General features: G+C 62.7%; 15 protein-coding genes. 10 read left to right on the top strand and 5 right to left on the bottom strand.

Going from position 1 to position 15477, the window contains the following annotated elements:
* Window position 1: 1 nt before the first annotated feature.
* Window positions 2-505 (top strand): OmpA family protein, encoded by a 504-nt coding sequence (locus LOY50_RS03695; RefSeq protein WP_258690310.1) that lies wholly within the window; start codon window positions 2-4, stop codon window positions 503-505.
* Here LOY50_RS03695 and LOY50_RS03700 read toward each other — a convergent pair.
* Window positions 502-1449, bottom strand: a complete 948-nt coding sequence (locus LOY50_RS03700; RefSeq protein ID WP_046063064.1) for a LysR family transcriptional regulator — start codon at window positions 1447-1449, stop codon at window positions 502-504. The genes LOY50_RS03695 and LOY50_RS03700 overlap by 4 nt on opposite strands.
* Before the next feature lie 140 nt (window positions 1450-1589).
* On the opposite strand from LOY50_RS03700, the gene LOY50_RS03705 reads away from it, so the two are divergent.
* Together LOY50_RS03705 and mmsB are read left to right on the top strand one after the other, a co-directional pair.
* On the top strand, window positions 1590-3116 hold the full coding sequence (locus tag LOY50_RS03705) for a CoA-acylating methylmalonate-semialdehyde dehydrogenase (protein ID WP_258690311.1): 1527 nt from the start codon (window positions 1590-1592) through the stop codon (window positions 3114-3116).
* Between the two features lie 10 nt (window positions 3117-3126).
* Entirely contained in the window at window positions 3127-4014 is an 888-nt protein-coding gene (gene mmsB, locus LOY50_RS03710; RefSeq protein WP_253471446.1) for a 3-hydroxyisobutyrate dehydrogenase, read from the top strand.
* Between the two features lie 214 nt (window positions 4015-4228).
* Here the strand turns inward: mmsB and LOY50_RS03715 are convergent, their stop codons facing one another.
* Both LOY50_RS03715 and LOY50_RS03720 read right to left on the bottom strand, forming a co-directional pair.
* Window positions 4229-4573, bottom strand: coding sequence for a cupin domain-containing protein (locus LOY50_RS03715; protein WP_003197542.1), 345 nt, complete (start codon window positions 4571-4573; stop codon window positions 4229-4231).
* A gap of 97 nt (window positions 4574-4670) precedes the next feature.
* The gene (locus tag LOY50_RS03720) at window positions 4671-5552 is read right to left on the bottom strand and encodes a LysR substrate-binding domain-containing protein (RefSeq protein WP_253471448.1); all 882 of its coding nucleotides are present in this window, start codon (window positions 5550-5552) and stop codon (window positions 4671-4673) included.
* A gap of 213 nt (window positions 5553-5765) precedes the next feature.
* Here LOY50_RS03720 and LOY50_RS03725 point away from each other — a divergent pair, with 213 nt between their 5' ends.
* The gene (locus LOY50_RS03725; RefSeq protein ID WP_258690312.1) at window positions 5766-6530 is read left to right on the top strand and encodes a sulfite exporter TauE/SafE family protein; all 765 of its coding nucleotides are present in this window, start codon (window positions 5766-5768) and stop codon (window positions 6528-6530) included.
* Here LOY50_RS03725 and LOY50_RS03730 read toward each other — a convergent pair.
* Window positions 6520-6834: a putative quinol monooxygenase gene (locus LOY50_RS03730; protein WP_253471452.1), complete on the bottom strand. Its 315-nt coding sequence runs from the start codon at window positions 6832-6834 to the stop codon at window positions 6520-6522. The two genes, LOY50_RS03725 and LOY50_RS03730, sit on opposite strands and share 11 nt — an antisense overlap.
* Window positions 6835-7034: 200 nt before the next feature.
* On the opposite strand from LOY50_RS03730, the gene LOY50_RS03735 reads away from it, so the two are divergent.
* From LOY50_RS03735 to LOY50_RS03745, 3 genes are all read left to right on the top strand, one after another.
* Window positions 7035-7625, top strand: coding sequence for an NAD(P)H-dependent oxidoreductase (locus LOY50_RS03735; RefSeq protein ID WP_258690313.1), 591 nt, complete (start codon window positions 7035-7037; stop codon window positions 7623-7625).
* Window positions 7626-7820: 195 nt separating this feature from the next.
* Entirely contained in the window at window positions 7821-8732 is a 912-nt protein-coding gene (locus tag LOY50_RS03740) for a LysR family transcriptional regulator (RefSeq protein WP_258690314.1), read from the top strand.
* A gap of 103 nt (window positions 8733-8835) precedes the next feature.
* A complete protein-coding gene (locus LOY50_RS03745) occupies window positions 8836-9729 on the top strand; it encodes an NAD-dependent epimerase/dehydratase family protein (protein WP_258690315.1) in 894 nt (297 codons plus the stop codon).
* A gap of 192 nt (window positions 9730-9921) precedes the next feature.
* Here LOY50_RS03745 and LOY50_RS03750 read toward each other — a convergent pair whose 3' ends face one another.
* Window positions 9922-11367, bottom strand: coding sequence for a SulP family inorganic anion transporter (locus LOY50_RS03750; protein ID WP_258690316.1), 1446 nt, complete (start codon window positions 11365-11367; stop codon window positions 9922-9924).
* A gap of 323 nt (window positions 11368-11690) precedes the next feature.
* On the opposite strand from LOY50_RS03750, the gene LOY50_RS03755 reads away from it, so the two are divergent.
* From LOY50_RS03755 to LOY50_RS03765, 3 genes are read left to right on the top strand one after another with little or no spacing between them, the layout of a single operon-like run.
* On the top strand, window positions 11691-13040 hold the full coding sequence (locus LOY50_RS03755; RefSeq protein ID WP_018613047.1) for a gluconate:H+ symporter: 1350 nt from the start codon (window positions 11691-11693) through the stop codon (window positions 13038-13040).
* A 27-nt stretch (window positions 13041-13067) separates the two neighbouring features.
* Window positions 13068-13928 (top strand): MurR/RpiR family transcriptional regulator, encoded by an 861-nt coding sequence (locus LOY50_RS03760; RefSeq protein WP_258690317.1) that lies wholly within the window; start codon window positions 13068-13070, stop codon window positions 13926-13928.
* Window position 13929: 1 nt separating this feature from the next.
* Window positions 13930-15402, top strand: coding sequence for an amidohydrolase family protein (locus LOY50_RS03765; RefSeq protein ID WP_258690318.1), 1473 nt, complete (start codon window positions 13930-13932; stop codon window positions 15400-15402).
* Window positions 15403-15477: the final 75 nt, after the last annotated feature.

Here is a 15477-nt window from a genome sequence, read left to right on the forward strand (position 1 = left end):
CGTGCGTTCATCCCTTCAATTTTCCCTGCGCTGGTTCGCGACGCTTTTCCTGCTTGCCGTCGTGGTCCTGAGCGGTTGCCAGACAGCACCGCCGAAAGGCCTGACCCCGGCGCAAATTGCCGTACTCAAGCAACAAGGTTTCGAGCTGACTGACGATGGCTGGGCCTTCGGTTTGTCGGGCAAGGTGTTGTTTGGCAGCGATGTGGAAAACCTCAACCCGGCCAGTACCGAAATCGTCGAGCGTATCGGCAAGGCACTGCTGGGGGCGGGAATCCAGCGGGTACGTGTCGATGGCCATACCGACGCATCGGGCTCACAGGCCTACAACGAACAACTGTCGAAGCGGCGGGCCGCCAGCGTGAGCAAGGTGCTGACAAGCGTTGGCATGCACGAAGAGAACGTCCAATTGCGCGGCCTGGGCAGTAGCAAACCGGTCGCCTCCAACGACACCGCCAGCGGCCGCACCGAAAACCGCCGTGTCGCCATCGTGGTCAGCGCCGACTAGTCGGCGAACACCATCTCCCGGCTGTCGCCCATCAGCAGTGGCTGGTTCTGTTCAGTCACCTCGCGAATGTAATCCCACAACAACGTAATCCGCTTCAGCTTCCTCAAGTCCTCACGGCAGTACATCCAGAACTGCCGGGTGACGGTGATGTCCTCCGGCAACACCGGCAACAGCCGTGGGTCCTGGGCGGCGAGGAAGCAGGGCAGGATGGCCAGCGAACGGCCTTGCTGCGCTGCCACGAATTGCGCGATCACGCTGGTGCTGCGCAGGTGGGCATTGGCGCCGGGCAGTACGTTGGCCAGGTAGAGCAATTCGGAACTGAACGCCAGGTCATCCACGTAGCTGATGAACGAGTGCTTGCCCAGGTCGGCCGGGCGCTGGATGGGTGGGTGGTTGTCCAGGTAGGACTGAGTGGCGTAGAGCTGCAGTCGGTAGTCGCACAATTTGCAGCACACATACGGGCCATGTTCGGGGCGTTCGAGGGCGATGACGATGTCGGCTTCGCGCTTGGAGAGGCTGATGAAGTGCGGCAGCGGGAGAATGTCTACCGAAATGGCCGGGTAGGCGTCGACGAAGTGGCTCAGTTGCGGGGTGATGAAGAAGCTGCCGAAGCCTTCGGTGCAGCCCATGCGCACGTGGCCGGACAGCGCGACGCCGGAGCCTGAGACCTGTTCGCAGGCCATGTGCAGGGTGCTTTCGATCGATTCGGCGTAACCCAGCAGGCGCTGGCCTTCGGCCGTCAGGACAAAACCGTTGGTCCGGGATTTCTCGAACAGCAGCGTGCCCAACGAGGCTTCCAGCGAGCTGATGCGTCGCGACACCGTGGTGTAGTCGACAGCCAGGCGCTTGGCGGCCGTGCTGGCCTTGCGGGTGCGGGCCACTTCGAGGAAAAACTTGAGGTCGTCCCAATTCAGCGACCCCAGGGAGGTGATGTTTTTTTGCATGTTGGACCGGCTTTTATGTGCATTCTTATTAGAAGTTTGCACATCTATACTCCAAAAACAGTCCCATCACCAAGCGTGTCCCGTGCACCTTGGTTTTTGCTGAACCAACGCTCTCTATAAGAACAATCCCGGAGGCCAGCATGAACGTTTCCCTTACGCCCAGCGACACCACCCTGCAAACCGTCAGACTGCTGATCGATGGCGAGTGGATTGAATCCCAATCCAGTGAATGGCACGACATCGTCAACCCGGCCACCCAGCAGGTGTTGGCGAAGGTTCCGTTCGCCACGGCCTCGGAAGTCGATGCCGCCATCGCCGCTGCCCAGCGTGCTTTCCAGACCTGGAAACTGACGCCCATCGGCGCGCGGATGCGCATCATGCTCAAGCTCCAGGCGTTGATCCGCGAGCATTCCAAGCGCATCGCCGCGGTGCTCAGCGCCGAACAGGGCAAGACCATCGCTGATGCCGAAGGCGATATTTTCCGTGGCCTGGAAGTGGTCGAGCACGCCTGTTCCATCGGCACCCTGCAGATGGGCGAATTTGCCGAGAACGTCGCCGGTGGCGTTGACACCTACACCCTGCGCCAACCGATTGGTGTGTGCGCGGGCATTACCCCGTTCAACTTCCCGGCGATGATTCCGCTGTGGATGTTCCCGATGGCCATCGCCTGCGGTAACACCTTTGTGCTCAAGCCATCGGAACAGGACCCGCTGTCGACCATGCTCCTGGTGGAACTGGCCATCGAGGCCGGCGTGCCGGCGGGCGTGCTCAACGTGGTGCATGGCGGCAAGGACGTGGTGGATGCGCTCTGCACCCACAAGGATATCAAGGCGGTTTCATTCGTCGGTTCGACGGCAGTTGGCACCCACGTGTATGACCTGGCGGGTCGTCACGGCAAGCGCGTGCAGTCGATGATGGGCGCCAAGAACCACGCGGTGGTGTTGCCTGACGCCAATCGTGAACAGACCCTCAACGCCTTGGTCGGCGCCGGTTTCGGCGCGGCGGGCCAGCGTTGCATGGCCACTTCCGCGGTGGTGCTGGTGGGCGCGGCCAAGCAGTGGTTGCCGGAGCTCAAGGCCCTGGCACAGAAGCTCAAGGTCAATGCTGGCAGCGAGCCGGGCACTGACGTCGGCCCGGTGATTTCCAAGCGCGCCAAGGCACGGATCCTCGAATTGATCGAGAGTGGCGTGCAGCAAGGGGCGAAGCTGGAGCTCGATGGTCGTGGTATCAGCGTGCCGGGTTTCGAGCAGGGCAATTTCGTTGGCCCGACCCTGTTTTCCGGCGTGACCACCGACATGCGTATCTACACCGAGGAAATCTTCGGCCCGGTGCTGGTGGTGCTGGAAGTCGACACCCTGGATCAGGCAATTGCCCTGGTCAATGCCAACCCGTTTGGCAACGGCACTGGCCTGTTCACCCAGAGCGGTGCGGCGGCGCGCAAATTCCAGAGCGAAATCGACGTCGGCCAGGTGGGCATCAACATTCCGATTCCGGTGCCGGTGCCGTTCTTCAGCTTTACCGGTTCCCGCGGTTCGAAACTCGGCGACCTTGGTCCTTACGGCAAACAAGTGGTGCAGTTCTACACTCAGACCAAGACCGTGACCGCGCGCTGGTTCGATGATGACAGCGTCAATGACGGTGTGAACACCACCATCAATTTGCGTTAAGGAGCCGGACATGAACATCGCATTTATCGGCCTGGGCAACATGGGCGCCCCCATGGCGCGCAACCTGCTCAAGGCTGGCCATTCGCTGAACCTGTTCGACCTGAACCAGACGGTGCTGGCCGAACTGGCAGCATTGGGCGGCACGATCAGCGCCTCGCCGCGCGACGCGGCCCAGGGCGCTGCCCTGGTGATCACCATGCTGCCGGCCGCCGCCCATGTGCGCAGTGTCTGGCTGGGTGAAGACGGTGTGCTGGCCGGCATCGCTGCCGGTACGCCAGTGGTGGATTGCAGCACCATCGATCCACAAACCGCCCGCGACGTGGCGGCTGCCGCGGCGAAACAAGGGGTGGCGATGGCCGATGCGCCGGTCTCGGGTGGCACCGGTGGTGCGGCGGCGGGCACGTTGACCTTCATGGTCGGTGCCACGGCCGAGTTGTTCGCCACCTTGCAACCGGTGCTGGCGCAAATGGGCCGTAACATCGTGCACTGTGGCGAAGTCGGCACCGGGCAGATCGCCAAGATCTGCAACAACCTGCTGCTGGGGATTTCCATGGTCGGTGTCAGCGAAGCCATGGCGTTGGGCGATGCCTTGGGGATCGACACCCAGGTGTTGGCCGGAATCATCAACAGTTCAACGGGCCGTTGCTGGAGTTCGGACACCTACAACCCATGGCCGGGCGTGATCGAAACGGCACCGGCGTCCCGGGGCTACACGGGGGGCTTTGGCGCCGACCTGATGCTCAAGGACCTGGGCCTGGCGACCGAAGCCGCGCGGCAGGCCCGTCAGCCGGTGGTGCTGGGGGCGGTGGCGCAGCAGTTGTACCAGGCGATGAGCCAGCGGGGCGAGGGCGGCAAGGACTTTTCGGCGATTGTGAACAGCTATCGCAAGCCGCAGTAAGAGCGGCGATATCGACGGGCTTTTGTGGCAAGGGCAATTGTCTGTGGGAGCAAGGCTTGCCCGCGATTACAGGCGATGCGGTCTCTGAGAGAACGAGGTGCCTGCATCGCGGGCAAGCCTTGCTCCCACAGATTGCTCCGTCGCCACAGAGGCTGCGCAATCTACAAAGTTGTTTTCCGAGAGACCATGTCGGGTGGTCTCTCGGTTTTTTGTTTCAGGCAAAGACGAAATATTTGCGCACGGTCTCGACCACTTCCCAGGTGCCCTTCATGCCTGGCTCGACGACAAAGATGTCACCGGCCCGCAGATGGATCGGCGCCATGCCGTCCGGGGTGATGATGCAGTAGCCTTCCTGGAAATGGCAGTACTCCCACTTCACGTAATCCACACGCCATTTGCCGGGTGTGCAGATCCAGGTGCCCATGATCTTGCTGCCGTCTTCGCTGGTGTAGGCGTTGAGGTTGACGGTGTGCGGGTCGCCTTCGAGTTTTTCCCATTTGCAGGCGTCGAGTACGGGCAGCGGATGGGTGTCGCGCAGGACGGTGATGGGTGCGGTCATGTGAGCTCCGAAAGGGGCAGAAGAGAACAGGCACCCTAACGCGCGGCATGAGCGGGTAGATGTCTGTGGTCGACACCGGGCTATCCAGAAGCGCGCATCAATCGGCCAGATGCCGAGCCAGGGCCGTGGCGTAGGCAGGCAAACCGTCGAAGTTGCGGGCGCACAACAGCAAGGCCCGGTATGCCCAAGCCTCTTGCAGCGGGACGCATTGATACGAAGGCTCGGGTGGGCGCCGGTCGATGGCAGCCTTCGGCACGATGGCAATGCCTGCACCATGGGCCACCATGCGAATCATCCCGTCGAAACCCTCGGCGCGAATGCGCACTTGCATGCGTGAGCCGATGTGCAGGGCCTGCTCTTCCAGGTGGATCGCCAGGGCGCTGGAGGCGTTCAGACCGACATAATCGTGGCTGAGGGTCTCACTGAAACGTACGGCGCGACCGTCAGCCAGGGGGTGTCCGGTCGGTAGGATCAATACCAGCGGATCGTCGCGAAAAGGCCAGGTCTGAAGGCCCTCGGTGTCCACTGCGTCGGAAACGATCCCGAGGTCTGCCGCGCCTTGGCGCAGCGCATGGGTGATCCGTGAGCTGGGCAACTCCTGCAGGTCAATGTCGAGGTTGGGATGGGCCTGGAGAAAACCGGCCAGCAACTCGGGCAGGTATTCGGTCATGGCGCTGGTGTTGCACAGCAGCCGCACCCGGCCTTTGACGCCTTTGGCGTATTCGGCCAGGTCCTGTTGCAGGCGTTCGGCCTGTTGCAGCAGGATCCGGGCGTGCTCGGCCAGGGCTTTGCCCGCGGGAGTGGGCGTTACGCCACGCCGCCCGCGTTCAAGCAGGTCGATGCCCAGGGACGCTTCCATGGCTCGCACTCGTGCGCTGGCCGCGGCCAGGGACAAATGGCTGCGAGCCGCACCGGCGGTGATGTTGCCGGTGTCGAGGATGTTCAGGTAGAGGCGCAGGTCGGTGAGGTCGAAGTGCATGGGTGGGGATCCTGTCTCAAGTGCTGTGGCGCCTGGTTTATCGTCATCGCGAGCAAGCTCGCTCCCACAGTTGAAATGCAATCCCATGTGGGAGCGAGCTTGCTCGCGATGGCGTCGGCCGCATCAGCGAATTCACAGCCTCTTGCCGCAAGAGAGGCACCCTCAGTATATGGCAGATTTTCAAGCCAAGCCCCGGGGCGCACGATACCCCCCATGGACACACTCATTACTTTCTATCAAAACCTCGGTCTAGCCCTTTCCCTGCTGGTCATCGGCACCTTCCTGCTGGCCGGCACCATCAAGGGTGTGATCGGCCTCGGCTTGCCGACCATCTCCATGGGCTTGCTTGGGTTGGCTATGGCCCCGGCGCAGGCTGCGGCGCTGCTCATCATCCCGGCGACCCTGACCAATCTCTGGCAATTGGCGTTTGGCGGTCATCTGCAAGCCCTGCTCCGGCGCCTGTGGCCGCTGCTGCTGGCGATTTTCATTGGCACCGGGCTCGGTACGCTGTGGCTTGGCATGACGGGTGGGGCCTGGGTGGTGCGGGCCTTGGGTGGGGCGCTCGTGCTGTATGCGCTGAGCGGGCTGTTGCTGCCAACGCTGCGGGTCGGCGCCTGTGCCGAGCCGTGGATCGCTCCGCTCTGCGGGCTGCTCACTGGCCTCATCACATCCGCCACTGGCGTATTCGTCATTCCGGCGGTGCCCTATCTGCAAGCGCTGGGCCTGAGCAAGGACGAACTGGTACAGGCCTTGGGCCTGTCATTCAGCGTTTCTACCCTGGCCCTGGCCGCCGGCCTGTTGTGGCGCGGCGCACTGGGCGGGGGCGAGTTGAGCGCTTCGTTGCTGGCGCTGGCTCCGGCGCTGCTGGGGATGTGGCTGGGGCAATGGTTGCGTCAGCGGATCAGCGCCGTGTTGTTCAAGCGGGTGTTTTTTGTCGGCCTCGGCGTGCTCGGCGGTCATCTGCTGATCAGCGGCTAGCCGAGGACGGGCTGAGCATGTCGACGCGACGGATTTCGAAGTCGCGCTCCAGATAATCCATGCGTTGCTCGAAGAACTGCTGCATGTGCGGCAGGTTCGAGTGCACCTCCAGGTGCGCCTGGGATGCCCAGATCTCATAGAAGATAAACAGCGTCGGATCCTGCTGGTCCCGCAGCATGTGATATTCGATGCAGCCGGGCTCGGCGCGGCTTGGTTCGACGTAGGCGCGGAACAGCGCTTCGAAGGCTTCGGCTTTTTCCGGACGGGTCTTGGCGTGCAGGATGAAACCGTGCAGTTCGCTCATCGAGGTGGCTCCTGGGATAAAAGAGGTCTCGAAGTCTAAGGCAATAATCGGTCGTTAATTCGTGCGTATAGGTCAAATCACTTTTGCCGTTGGACGGCTTATTCCCCATGAAGCTCATCGTTATTCTGCCGCCATCATTTTCAACCTTTCCATGCGGCGGCCTTTGACGGCCCATGCCGTGGAACCCGATGAGACTCCCCATGAAAAAAGTCCTGTTGCTCAATGGCGGCAAACAATTTGCTCACTCCGACGGTCGCTACAACGCCACCCTCCACGACACGGCGCTCAGCGTGTTGGACCGTGGCGGTCTTGATGTGAAAACCACCTTCATCGACGGCGGCTACGACATCAAGGAGGAAGTCGCCAAGTTCCTTTGGGCCGACGTGATCATTTACCAGATGCCGGGTTGGTGGATGGGCGCGCCCTGGACCGTGAAGAAATACATCGACGAAGTCTTCACCGAAGGCCATGGCAGCCTCTACGCCAGCGACGGCCGGACCCGTTCCGATGCCACGCAGAAATACGGCAGCGGTGGCCTGGTCCAGGGCAAGCAGTACATGTTGTCGCTGACCTGGAACGCCCCGCAGCAAGCCTTCGACGACCCGAGCGACTTCTTCGAGGCCAAGGGCGTGGACGCGGTGTACTTCCCGTTCCACAAGGCCAATCAGTTCCTCGGCATGACCGGCCTGCCGACTTTCCTGTGCGTGGACGTGATGAAGCGCCCGAACATCGAAGGGGATGTGGCGCGGTATGAACAGCATTTGCGCGAGGTGTTCGGCCTGAAGGCGTGACCTGTCTTTTACCTCACATCCCGATACTATCCTGTGGCGGGTGGGTAAACCTGCGCTGTGGGAGCAAAGCTTGCTCGCGAAACAGACCCCTCGATCCCCGAAAGACCGCGGCGCCTTCATCGCGAGCAAGCTTTGCTCCCACATCGCGAGGATAAATCCCCTCGCCACAAGAGAGATCAGTCGACAGGGGGATACGTGAAAGCCAGATCCGACGAATTGCAGATTTTCGTCTGCGTGATCGAGTGCGGATCCATCTCCGCCGCCGCCGAGCAGGTCGGGCAGACGCCGTCGGCGGTCAGCCGCACGTTGTCGCGGCTGGAGGCCAAGCTCGACACCACGCTGATCAACCGCACCACGCGGCGTATGGACCTGACCGAGGAGGGCAAGTATTTCTTCGAGCAGGCCAAAGGCATCCTCGACCAGATGGATGAGCTGGAAGAGCGCCTGTCCTCCCGCCAGAAGAACCCTGCAGGCCGGTTGCGCATCAACGCGGCCTCGCCGTTCATGCTGCATGCCATCGTCCCGCACATCGACGAGTTCCGCAGGCTCTACCCGGACATCCAGCTCGAACTCAACAGCAACGACCTGATCATCGACCTGCTGGAGCAAAGCACCGACATCGCCATCCGCATCGGCACCCTCACCGACTCGACGCTCCACGCCCGCGCCCTGGGTTGCAGCCCGTTGCACATCCTGGCCAGCCCCGCTTATCTGAAGCAGAACGGCACACCGTCTAGCGTCGCCGAGCTGGCAGGTCACGCGCTGCTGGGGTTTGCCCAGAACGAGGGCCTCAACCAGTGGCCGCTGCGCCACGTACACGGTGATCGTTGGCCGATCCAGCCCGCCATCAGCGCGTCCAGCGGCGAGACCGTGCGCCACTTGGCGCTGCAGGGGCAGGGCATTGCCTGCCTGTCGGACTTCATGACCCGCGAAGACATCCGTGCCGGTCGGCTGAAGGTGCTGCTGGCCGATGCCAACAGCGGATATCGCCAGCCGATCAATGCCGTGTACTACCGCAACTCGCAACTGGCCTTGCGGATCCAGTGCTTCCTGGACTTCATCCAGGGCAAGCTCGCCGGCTACGCCTCGCGGGAGTTCAAAGGCTGATTCGTGACTTCAAGGCAAGAGTGATTTGGGCAATGTGGACTGTTTCGTCAGGGACGGGGCCTCGATACTTGCGCCATCACTGATCTAGCCAAGGAGTTTGTCCATGAACGTATTCGTCACCGGCGCTGCCGGTTTTATCGGCGGTTCCATCGCCACCGGCCTGGTACGCGCCGGGCACCACGTCACCGGTCTGGTGCGCAGCGCCGAACAGGCGAACGAACTGACGGCGCTGGGCATCGAGCCGGTTATCGGCACCCTCGAAGACAGCGCGCTGCTGACCGAGCAGGCCCGTGCCGCCGATGCGGTGATCAATGCCGCCAGCAGCGACCACCGCGGTGCGGTCGAAGCGTTGATCGAAGGGCTCAAGGGCTCGAACAAAGTGCTGCTGCACACCAGCGGTTCGAGCATCGTCGGCGACGCGTCGGGCGGTCGTTCCAGCGATGCCATCTACTACGAAAATGACCTGCCGGCACCTACCGCCGACAAGGCTGCCCGTGTCGCCATCGACAACCTGGTCCTGGATGCGGCGAAGCAAGGCGTGAACTCGGCGGTGATCTGCAACACCTTGATCTACGGCCACAGCCTGGGCGTCAAGCGCGACAGCGTGCAACTGCCGCGCCTGCTCAAGCAGGCAGGTAAAAGTGGCGTGGTGCGGCATGTCGGGCGGGGGCAGAACATCTGGTCCAATGTGCACATCGAGGACGTGGTCGAGTTGTACAAACTGGCCCTGACTCGCAACCAGTCGGGCACCTTCTACTTCGTCGAAAGCGGCGAAGCCTCGTTCATCGACATGACCACCGCCATGGCCCGGGCGTTGAACCTGGGCGAACCGCAGGACTGGCCATTGGCCGATGCCGAAGCGGAGTGGGGCTACGAAATGGCCAACTATGGCCTGGGTTCCAACAGCCGGGTGCGGGGCAAGAACGCCCGTGAGCTGCTGGGGTGGACGCCGAAGCGGACGTCGGTGGTGGCGTGGATTCTTGATGAGATGGTGTGAGTGACGCCGCTATCGCGAGCAAGCTCGCTCCCACATTTGATCACAGACGATCACTCTATCTTCTTCAACCCTATAACCCCTGTGGGAGCGAGCTTGCTCGCGATGGCGTCAGGTCAGTCAGCGTTGAAGTTGGCTGATCCACCGCTATCGCGAGTTCAAGCTCGCTCCCACAGGGTGTGTGTTGGCATGTCGTCAGTCGTGGTTCACGCCCGCGCGCTTGAGCATTTGCTTGCAACGCTCGGACAGGTGGAACACACGCAGGTGCTTGCCGGCTTTGCTGTAGCGTTCGCGCAGGGTCTTGAGTGCGGCGACGGCCGAGTAGTCGACGAAGCGCAAGTGACGGCAATCGAGGGTGACCTGGGCCGGGTCGTTGGCCGGGTCGAACTGGTTGAGAAACGGCGTCGTCGAAGCGAAGAACAGCGTGCCGTGCAGGCGATAGAGTTTGCTGCCGTCGGCTTCCTGGTGCGTGTCGGCGTACAGCTCCCGGGCCTGTTGCCAGGCGAAGTTGAGCGCCGCGATGACGATACCGCAGAGCACGGCCACCGCCAGGTCGGTGAACACCGTAATGATGGTCACCGCGATGATCACCAACACATCACTCTTCGGCACCTTGTTGATCACCCGCAGCGAGGCCCAGGCGAAGGTTTGCTGCGCAACCACGAACATCACGCCCACCAGCGCGGCCAGCGGGATGCGCTCGATCAACGGCGACAGGAACAATACGAACAGCAACACCATCACCCCGGCCACCACGCCCGATAACCGTCCGCGCCCACCCGAGCTGAGGTTGATTACGGTTTGGCCGATCATGGCGCAGCCGCCCATGCCGCCGAACAGCCCGGAGGCGATGTTGGCAGCGCCCAACGCCACGCATTCACGGTCCGGATAACCGCGGCTCTGGGTGATTTCGTCGGTCAGGTTCAGGGTCAGCAGGGTTTCCAGCAAACCGACCATCGCCATGATCACCGCGTAGGGCACGACGATCTGCAGGGTCTCCAGGTTCCAGGGAAGATCGGGCCAGGCGAAGGCGGGCAAGCCGCCAGCGATATGGGCCATGTCGCCCAGCGTTCGGGTGGGCAGGCCGAGCAGGTAGACCGCCAGGCCGACACCGAGGATCGCCACCAGGGCCGGCGGTACGCTGCGGGTCAGGCGTGGCAGCAGGTAGACGATGGCCATGGTCAGCGCCACCAGGCCGGCCATCAGATACAGCGGATCGCCGTTGAGCCAGGTTTCACCCTGCTTGAAATGCTCCAGTTGGGCCAGCGCAATGACAATCGCCAGGCCGTTGACGAAGCCGAGCATCACCGGGTGCGGGACCATGCGCACCAGCTTGCCCAACCGCAACAGCCCGAAGGCCATCATGATCAGCCCGCCCAGCAGCACGGTGGCCAACAGGTATTGCACGCCGTGCTGCACCACCAGCGCGATGATGACCACGGCCATCGACCCCGCCGCCCCCGACACCATGCCTGGCCGACCGCCGAACAATGCGGTCAGCGTGCAGATGATGAACGCGCCGTAGAGCCCTATCAGGGGGTTGAGGTGGGCCACCAGGGCGAAGGCGATGCATTCGGGGAGCAAGGCGAAAGAAGTGGTGAGGCCGGCGAGGGCGTCGGCGCGAAGACGTGCTGATTTCATGATTTACCTGACTGGGCGCCGGTGGAGAGTCGGCTGCCGGGGAGTGGTGCAAAAAACAGGGGCGGATGGTACGGAATTGAGTGCGGGGCGGCCAGCCGTTGGTCGGTTGTGTTGATCGTTCCCACGCGGGAGCGTGGGAACGATCAAAAGCTAGGGCGATGAAAGTCTTGCGCTGAATTTTCATCAACGCCGTCTCGCGATGTCCGTCAGCGACAAGTTTTATCTGTGCGCGAAAATTACTTTCAGTGGGTTTGAAGATTCGTTGGCGAAATGATTTATGAGTTTCACAACACATCGACGTGACCCCATTCGAGGAGTAACGCATGGCACCTGCTTTCGGTTATTGGCTACTGGTCTACGCGGCCATCGCGATCATTGCGCTGATCGTGCTGATCGCCCGTTATCGGCTCAATCCGTTCATTGTGATTACCCTGGTGTCCATTGGCCTGGCGCTGCTGGCCGGGATGCCGCCCTCGGGTGTGGTGGGGGCGTACGAGGCGGGTGTCGGCAAGACGCTGGGGCACATTGCGCTGGTGGTGGCCTTGGGCACCATGCTCGGCAAGATGATGGCCGAGTCCGGCGGGGCCGAGCGCATGGCGCAGACGCTGATCGAGCGTTTCGGCGAGCGCAACGCCCACTGGGCGATGGTGTGCATTGCCTTCCTGGTCGGGCTGCCGTTGTTCTTCGAAGTCGGGTTTGTGCTGCTGGTGCCCATCGCCTTCACCATCGCCCGGCGTGTGGGCGTGTCGATCCTGATGGTGGGGCTGCCGATGGTCGCCGGGCTGTCGGTGGTGCATGCGTTGGTGCCGCCGCATCCGGCGGCGATGCTGGCGGTGCAGGCCTTCCAGGCTTCGGTGGGGCAGACCTTGCTGTACGCGATCCTGATTGGCATTCCCACCGCGATCATCGCTGGCCCGCTGTACGCCAAATTCATCGTGCCGCGCATCCAGCTGCCGGCTGAAAACCCGTTGGAGCGACAATTCCTCGACCGTGAGCCGCGCGCGAACCTGCCGGGTTTCGGCGTGACCCTGGGGACCATTCTGCTGCCGGTGATCCTGATGCTGATCGGCGGCTGGGCCAACCTGATTTCCACGCCGGGCAGCGGTTTCAATCAATTCCTGCTGTTCATCGGCAACTCGGTGATTGCCCTGCTGCTGGCGACCATCCTCAGCTTCTGGACCCTCGGCCTGGCCCAGGGTTTCAACCGTGAGTCGATCCTCAAGTTCACCAACGAATGCCTGGCACCGACCGCCAGCATCACTTTGCTGGTGGGCGCCGGCGGCGGTTTGAACCGGATCCTGGTGGACGCCGGGGTCACGCAACAGATCGTCGGCCTGGCCCAGGAATTCCAGCTGTCACCGCTGGTCATGGGCTGGCTGTTCGCCGCACTGATGCGCGTCGCCACGGGGTCGGCCACCGTGGCAATGACCACCGCCTCGGGCATCGTCGCTCCCGTGGCGATTGGCCTGGGTTATCCACACCCCGAGCTGCTGGTGCTGGCGACCGGCGCCGGGTCGGTTATCTTTTCCCACGTCAACGACGGCGGCTTCTGGCTGATCAAGGAATACTTCAATATGACCGTCACCCAAACCTTCAAGACCTGGACCGTGCTTGAAACGCTGATCTCCGTGGTCGCGTTCGCCTTGACCCTCGGGCTTTCACGCTTGCTTTGAGCGCAACGCCACCCAACAGGAGCCGCCATGGACATCCTTTACCAGATCCGCTCCCGGCAGGATTCCTTCAGCGCCGGCGAAGGCCGAATCGCTCGGCTGATGCTCGACGACGTGGGCTTTGCCGCCTCCGCCAGCCTCGATGAACTGGCCCAACGGGCGGAAGTCAGCAGCGCTACGCTGTCGCGCTTCGCCCGCACCGTTGGGTGCCGCGACCTGCGGGACTTGCGCCTGCAACTGGCCCAGGCCAGCGGTGTCGGCAGCCGCTTCCTCGACCCGGCTGGCGCGCCGGAGCAATCGGCGTTTTATGGACAGATCGTTGGTGATATCGAAGCGACCCTGCGCCAGCATCTGTCGGCGTTCGAAGAGTCGCGGTTCGGCGATGCGGTGCGGATGATCGGCAAGGCGCGGATGATCCATGCGTTCGGCCTCGGTGGTTGGTCGGCGCTGTGCAGCGAGGAGTTGCAAGTACGGCTGGTGCGTTTCGGCTACCCGATTGCCGCCTGTCGCGACCCGGTGATGATGCGCATCACCGCCACTTCGCTGAGCGACCAGCATCTGGTCATCGCCTGTTCACTGACCGGTATCACGCCGGAGCTGTTGAGCGCGGTCGAACTTGCTCGCAGCTACGGCGCGGCGATCCTGGCCATCACGCGTGCCGACTCGCCACTGGCCCAACTGGCCGACTGCGTGCTGCCCCTGCAAGGCGCCGAAACCTCGTTCATCTACAAACCCACGGCGGCGCGCTACGGCATGCTGCTGGCCATCGACGTGCTCGCCACCGAGCTGGCGCTGACCCACCCCGAAGACAATCAAGAGCGCCTGCGGCGGGTCAAACTCGCCCTGGACGATTACCGCGGCGGCGACGATCACTTGCCGCTGGGAGACTGACATGCTGTACGACACGCTTATCCGTAATGCACTGGTCATCGATGGCAGCGACACGCCCGGCTACCACGCCGACGTCGCCATTCGCGCCGGTCGCATCGAACGCGTCGGCGACTTGCGCGATGCCCGCGCGGTTGAAGACATCGATGCCGCCGGCCGCGTGCTCGCGCCTGGCTTCGTCGATGTGCACACCCATGACGACACGGTGGTCATCCGCCAACCGCAGATGCTGCCCAAGCTCAGCCAGGGGGTGACCACCGTCATCGTCGGCAACTGCGGCATCAGCGCTTCGCCGGTGAGCCTGCGGGGCGATACACCGGATCCGATGAACCTGCTCGGTACGGCCCAGGCGTTCGCCTACCCGCGCTTTACGGATTATCGCGCAGCCGTAGAGGCCGCCACACCGGCGGTCAACGTAGCTGCGCTGGTCGGGCACACGGCGTTGCGCAGCAATCACATGGACGATTTGTTGCGCACCGCCTCGGCGGGAGAAATCGCCGCCATGCGTCGGCAATTGCGCGAGAGCCTGGAGGCCGGTGCCCTGGGGTTGTCCACCGGCCTGGCCTACGCCAACGCGTTTTCGGCGTCCACCGACGAAGTCATGCAACTGAGCGAAGAATTGGCCGCGTTCGGTGCGGTCTACACCACCCACCTGCGCAGCGAATTCGAACCGGTACTCGAAGCCATGGACGAGGCCTTCCAGATTGGTCGACACGCCCAAAGCCCGGTGATCATTTCCCACCTCAAATGCGCGGGCGCCGGTAATTGGGGACGAAGCCCGCAGGTGCTCGCGGCGTTGGAAAGCGCGGCGCAGACCCACCCGGTCGGCTGTGATTGCTATCCCTATGCGGCCAGCTCCTCGACCCTGGATCTCAAGCAGGTGACCGATGCCCATCGCATCACCATCACCTGGTCGACACCGCATCCGCATATGGGCGGTCGCGACTTGGTCGACATCGCTGGCGAATGGGAGGTGTCGCTGCTGGAGGCGGCGCGGCGCCTGCAACCGGCCGGCGCGGTGTACTACGGCATGGATGAAGGCGACGTACGACGGATTCTCGCCCATCCGTTGTCCATGGTCGGCTCCGACGGTTTGCCCGAAGACCCGTTTCCCCATCCGCGCTTGTGGGGCGCTTTCCCACGGGTGCTGGGACATTTCAGTCGTGACGTCGGGCTTTTTCCGTTGCACACCGCCGTGCACAAAATGACCGGCCTTTCAGCGGCGCGTTTCGGCCTCAAGCATCGGGGCGAAATTCGTGAAGGCCATTGGGCGGACCTGGTGTTGTTCAATCCCCAAACCATTCGCGACGTGGCCGATTTCAACGAACCTCAACGAGCTGCCGAAGGGATTGATGGCGTGTGGGTCAATGGTGTCTTGAGCTATCGCGAAGGGCAGGCAAACGGGCGTCGGGAAGGCCGATTCCTGGCGCGCGAGGGCGATCTGCGCAGGGGATTTAGTCTATCGAATGGCGTGTAAGTGGCTGATATTGTGTTAATTGGCGTCACAACAACGGCACTGCGACACTAAAGAACCCCGGTTCAAGGCCGAAGC

It is taken from the genome of Pseudomonas sp. B21-010, assembly GCF_024749325.1.
Classification (GTDB): domain Bacteria; phylum Pseudomonadota; class Gammaproteobacteria; order Pseudomonadales; family Pseudomonadaceae; genus Aquipseudomonas; species Aquipseudomonas kilonensis.